3 protein-coding genes and 1 pseudogene are annotated in these 4794 nt (G+C 74.8%); all 4 read left to right on the top strand.

Translation table 11 applies throughout. The annotated features are described in order from the left end of the window. Positions 1–690: pseudogene (locus tag HUW36_RS25710) on the top strand (phosphate acyltransferase PlsX); the annotation flags it as partial. Beyond that, entirely contained in the window at positions 687–1499 is an 813-nt protein-coding gene (rnc, locus tag HUW36_RS25705) for a ribonuclease III (RefSeq protein WP_174530514.1), read from the top strand. The pseudogene HUW36_RS25710 and the gene rnc, both read left to right, overlap by 4 nt. Next, a complete protein-coding gene (mutM, locus tag HUW36_RS25700) occupies positions 1492–2349 on the top strand; it encodes a bifunctional DNA-formamidopyrimidine glycosylase/DNA-(apurinic or apyrimidinic site) lyase (RefSeq protein WP_174530513.1) in 858 nt (285 codons plus the stop codon). The genes rnc and mutM overlap by 8 nt, the downstream gene beginning before the upstream one ends. A 236-nt stretch (positions 2350–2585) precedes the next feature. Continuing rightward, positions 2586–4794 (top strand): MMPL family transporter (locus HUW36_RS25695; protein WP_174530512.1); only part of this gene is annotated, 2209 nt, incomplete at its 3' end.

Genomic DNA, 4794 nt, shown 5'->3' with positions numbered 1-4794 from the left:
CGCTCTTCCGATCTCTCCGCCGGCTCCACCGGCGCCACCGTCACGGCCGCCGCGCTCGGCCTCGGTCGCTGGACCGGGGTACGCCGACCCGCGCTGGTCGCCACGATCCCCGCCGTCGAGGGCCCGGTGGTGCTGCTGGACGTCGGTGGCTCCCTCGAACCCGGCCCCGCCACGCTGGCCCGGCACGCCGTCCTCGGCGCCGCGTACGCGGCCGTGGCCCACGCCGTCATCGCGCCCCGGGTGGGGCTGCTCTCCGTCGGCCACGAGGCGGGCAAGGGCGATCGGCTGCGCCGCTCCGCCGACCCCGTGCTCGCCGCCGTGCCGCTGCCCTGCGACGCCCGCTACATCGGCCTGGTCGAGGGTTTCGACATCTCCCTCGGTGCCCGCGCCGACGTGGTGGTCACCGACGGCTTCACCGGCAACGTCCTGCTCAAGGCCATCGAGGGCGCGTACGCGATGGCCGGTGGACCCCCGGCGAACGGCGGCGCGCCCCGCGCGGCCGCGTTGCTCGGGGTGGCCGGCACCGTGGTGGTGTGCCACGGCGCGGCCGGGCCGGACGACGTCGCCTCGGGCATCGCCCTGGCCGCCCACCTCTGGCGTCGCGACGCCGCCGGGACGGTCCGGGCCCTGCTCGCCGAGATCCCGCACGATCCCGCACCTGACCGCAACGACACCGAGGTAGCACCATGACCAACGACAAGCGGCGGCGTGCTCCCGTCGGCCACCTCGAGACGGCCTTCGGGGTGTCGCTCGACCGGGACCTGCTGGAGCGCGCGCTGACCCACCGCTCGTACGCGTACGAGAACGGCGGGCTGCCCACCAACGAGCGGCTGGAGTTCCTGGGCGACTCGGTCCTCGGCGTGGTGATCACCACGGCGCTGTTCCACAACCACCCGGACCTGCCGGAGGGGCAGCTGGCCAAGCTGCGGGCCAGCGTGGTCAACATGCGCGCCCTGGCCGACGTGGCGCGCGGCCTGGGCCCGGACGGGCTGGGCGCCTACCTGCTGCTCGGCAAGGGCGAGGAGGCCACCGGCGGGCGGGACAAGGCGAGCATCCTCGCCGACACGCTGGAGGCGCTGCTCGGCGCCATCTACCTCCAGTACGGCCTGGACACCGCGGCCATCGTGATCCACCGCCTCTTCGACCCGCTGATGGCCGAGTCGGCCGGGCGGGGCGCGGCGCTGGACTGGAAGACCAGCCTCCAGGAGCTGACCGCCGCGCTGGGGCTGGGCGTGCCGGAGTACCGGATCGAGGGCACCGGGCCGGACCACCTCAAGACGTTCACCGCCTGGGTGGTGGTGGCCGGCAACCGCTACGGCGGGGCCGAGGGCCGCAGCAAGAAGGAGGCCGAGCAGCGGGCCGCCGAGTCGGCCTGGCGGACGCTGACCGAGCAGGCCGAGGCCCGGGCCGCGGCCGAGGCGGCGGCCACCGACCCGGCGGACGCCGAAGCGGAGGCCACCGACCCGGCGGACGCCGAGGCGGGCGCCGGCCGTGCCTGAGCTGCCCGAGGTGGAGACCGTCCGGCAGGGGCTGGCCCAGTGGGTCGTCGGCCGCCGGATCGCCGCCGTCGAGGTGCGCCACCCCCGCGCGGTACGCCGGCACGCGCCCGGCGGCGCGCACTTCGCCGACGTACTGGCCGGCCGGACGATCACCGACGTCCGCCGCCGGGGCAAGTACCTCTGGCTGCCGCTGGACAGCGGCGACGCGGTGATCGGCCACCTCGGCATGTCCGGGCAGCTGCTGCTGCAACCGCCCGACGCGGCCGACGAGCTGCACCTGCGGGTGCGCTTCCGGTTCGCCGACGACGGTCCGGAGCTGCGCTTCGTCGACCAGCGCACGTTCGGCGGGCTGTCCGTGTCCGCCGGCGGGGCGGAGCTGCCCGCGGAGATCGCGCACATCGCCCGCGACCCGATGGACCCGGAGTTCTCCGACGAGGCGTTCGTGGCGGCGCTGCGCCGCAAGCGCACGGAGATCAAGCGGGCGCTGCTCGACCAGACGCTGATCTCCGGGGTCGGCAACATCTACGCCGACGAGGCGCTGTGGCGGGCGAAGCTGCACGGCACCCGCCCGGCCGACGGGCTGACCCGTCCGGCGGCGCTGCGGCTGCTCGGGCACGTGCGGGACGTGCTCGGCGAGGCGATCAAGCAGGGCGGCACCAGCTTCGACGAGCTGTACGTCAACGTCAACGGCGAGAGCGGCTACTTCGACCGGTCGCTGAACGCGTACGGCCGGGAGGGCGAGCCCTGCCCGCGCTGCGGCGCGCCGATCCGGCGCGAGGGATTCATGAACCGCTCCTCCTACAGCTGCCCGCGGTGCCAGCCGCGGCCCCGGGGCAGCCTCCGGGGATGACCCGGAGCCGGCTCGGGGTTGCGCCGGTGTGCATCGCCGGCGGGTGCCCGGGGGCGCGCCGGACCGTACCCTGAAATGCCCTTTCCGCCCCGGTCGGCGCGGCCGGTTCCGGCCGGGCGGCCCCACCTGCCGGGATCGGGGAGGAGCCGGGGCCGTTCCCCGATGTCCGGGCCGCGCCCGCTGCCTAGCGTCACCAGAGGTCGGCACGGGGCCGACGTCTGGAGGGGGACCCGGATATGGGCAGGCGACCGGTGACCGTGCGGTTGGCGCGGTGGAGTGCGGAGCATCCGTGGCGGGCCATCGCGCTGTGGGTGGTCTTCGTGGCGGTGTGCTTCGTCGGCGGCAACGCCGCCGGGTTGAACGAGGCCACCGACGCCGACCAGGCGATCGGCGAGTTCGGGCAGGCCGAGCTGATCGTGGACAGCGGCGGGTTCCACCAGCCGGCCACCGAGAACGTGCTCATCACGGCCCGCTCGGGGGCGCTCGACCCGGCCGCCGCCAAGGCCGCCGCGCAGGACGCCGCCGGCCGGTTGCGGCAGGTCGAGGGCGTGGCCTCGGTCGGTACGCCGCTGCCGTCGCGGGACGGCAGCGCGTTGCTGGTGCCGATCACCATGTCGGGCGACCCGGAGACTGCGGGGGACCGGGTGCAGCCGCTGCGGGACACCACCGCGCGGGTGCAGGAGGCGCACCCGCAGCTGCGGGTGGAGCAGGTCGGCGGCCCGTCCATCGACAAGGCGCTCGACGACACGCTCGGCAAGGACTTCAAGCGGGCCGAGCTGCTCAGCCTGCCGGTGACCCTGGCAATCCTGATCATCGCGTTCGGCGCGCTGATCGCGGCGGGTGTGCCGGTGCTGCTCGCGCTCTCCTCGGTGGCCGCCGCGATGGGGCTCTCCACGCTCGCCTCGCACCTGGTGCCCGCCACCGACACCACGGCCAGTGTCATCCTGCTCATCGGCATGGCGGTCGGGGTGGACTACTCGCTGTTCTACGTGCGACGGGAACGGGAGGAACGGGCCAAGGGACGCTCCGGCCTGGACGCGGTGGAGATCGCGGCGGAGACCTCCGGGCACGCCGTGGTGGTCTCCGGTACCGCCGTGATCATCTCCATGGGCGGCCTGCTGCTGGCCCAGGACGCGATCTTCTCGTCGCTGGCCGTCGGCTCCATCCTCGTGGTGGCGGTCGCGGTGATCGGCTCGCTGACCGTGCTGCCGGCGCTGCTGGCCAAGCTCGGCCGCTGGGTGGACCGCCCCCGGGTGCCGCTGCTGTGGCGACTCACCGCCCCGCGTACCGGGCGGCACGGGCAGCCGGCCGCGCCCCGGTTCTGGCCGGCGGTGCTCCGGCCCGCGCTGCGCGCGCCGGTGGCCACCCTGCTGATCTCGGTCGCCCTGCTGCTCGCGCTGGCCGCGCCGGCGCTCGGCATGAAGCTGAAGTTCCCGGGCGCGGAGGACGTGCCCCGCACCACCGCCGCGATGCAGGCGTACGACCGGCTCACGGCCGCGTACCCGAGCAACGGCACCAGCCACACGGTGGCCGTGCGGGCGCCCGCCGACCAGGCCGACCGGGTGCGCGCCGCGCTGACCGGCCTCGCCGGCCGGACCGCCACCGACCCGCTCTTCGCGCCGGCCGAGGGGGACGGCCCGGAGATCAGGGTGTCGGCGGACCGGCGGGTGTCGGTGCTGGAGGTGGCCACCCCGTACGCCAGCCGGTCCGCCGAGGCGTCCCGGTCCCTGCACGAGCTGCGCGACGACCTGGTCCCGGCCGCGCTGGGCGGCATCCCCGGCGTGGAGTACGCGGTCGGCGGCGGGGTGGCCGCCAGCGAGGACTACGCCGACCACATCTGGGCGAAACTCCCGGTGGTCGCGGCGTTCGTGCTGGCGCTGACGTTCCTGGTGATGGCCTGGACGTTCCGGTCGGTGGTGGTGGCGCTCACCTCGATCCTGCTGAACCTGCTCTCCGCCGGTGCCGCGTACGGGCTGCTGGTGCTGGTCTTCCAGGGCGAGTGGGCGGAAGGGCTGCTCGGCTTCACCTCGATGGACGCGATCGTCACCTGGCTGCCACTGTTCCTGTTCGTGGTGCTGTTCGGGTTGTCGATGGACTACCACGTCTTCGTGGTCAGCCGGATCCGTGAGGCGGTCGACCGCGGGATGCCCAACCGGGAGGCGGTCGCGCACGGGATCACCTCCTCGGCCGGGGTGGTGACCAGCGCGGCGGTCGTGATGGTCGGCGTCTTCTCGATCTTCGCGACGCTCAGCATGATCGACTTCAAGCAGCTCGGGATCGGGTTGGCGGCGGCGATCCTGCTGGACGCCACGATCATCCGGGCGGTGGTGCTGCCGTCGCTGATGACGCTGCTGGGCGACGCGAACTGGTGGGCGCCGCGCTTCCTGCGCCGGCGGCCGGCCACCCCACCGGCCGAGCCGCCGCCCGCGCCGGCCCCGGAGCTGG

Origin of the sequence: Micromonospora maritima, from assembly GCF_902825405.1 — a bacterium.
Classification (GTDB): Bacteria; Actinomycetota; Actinomycetes; order Mycobacteriales; family Micromonosporaceae; genus Micromonospora; species Micromonospora maritima.
This window is presented reverse-complemented; position numbering and strand designations above follow the sequence as displayed.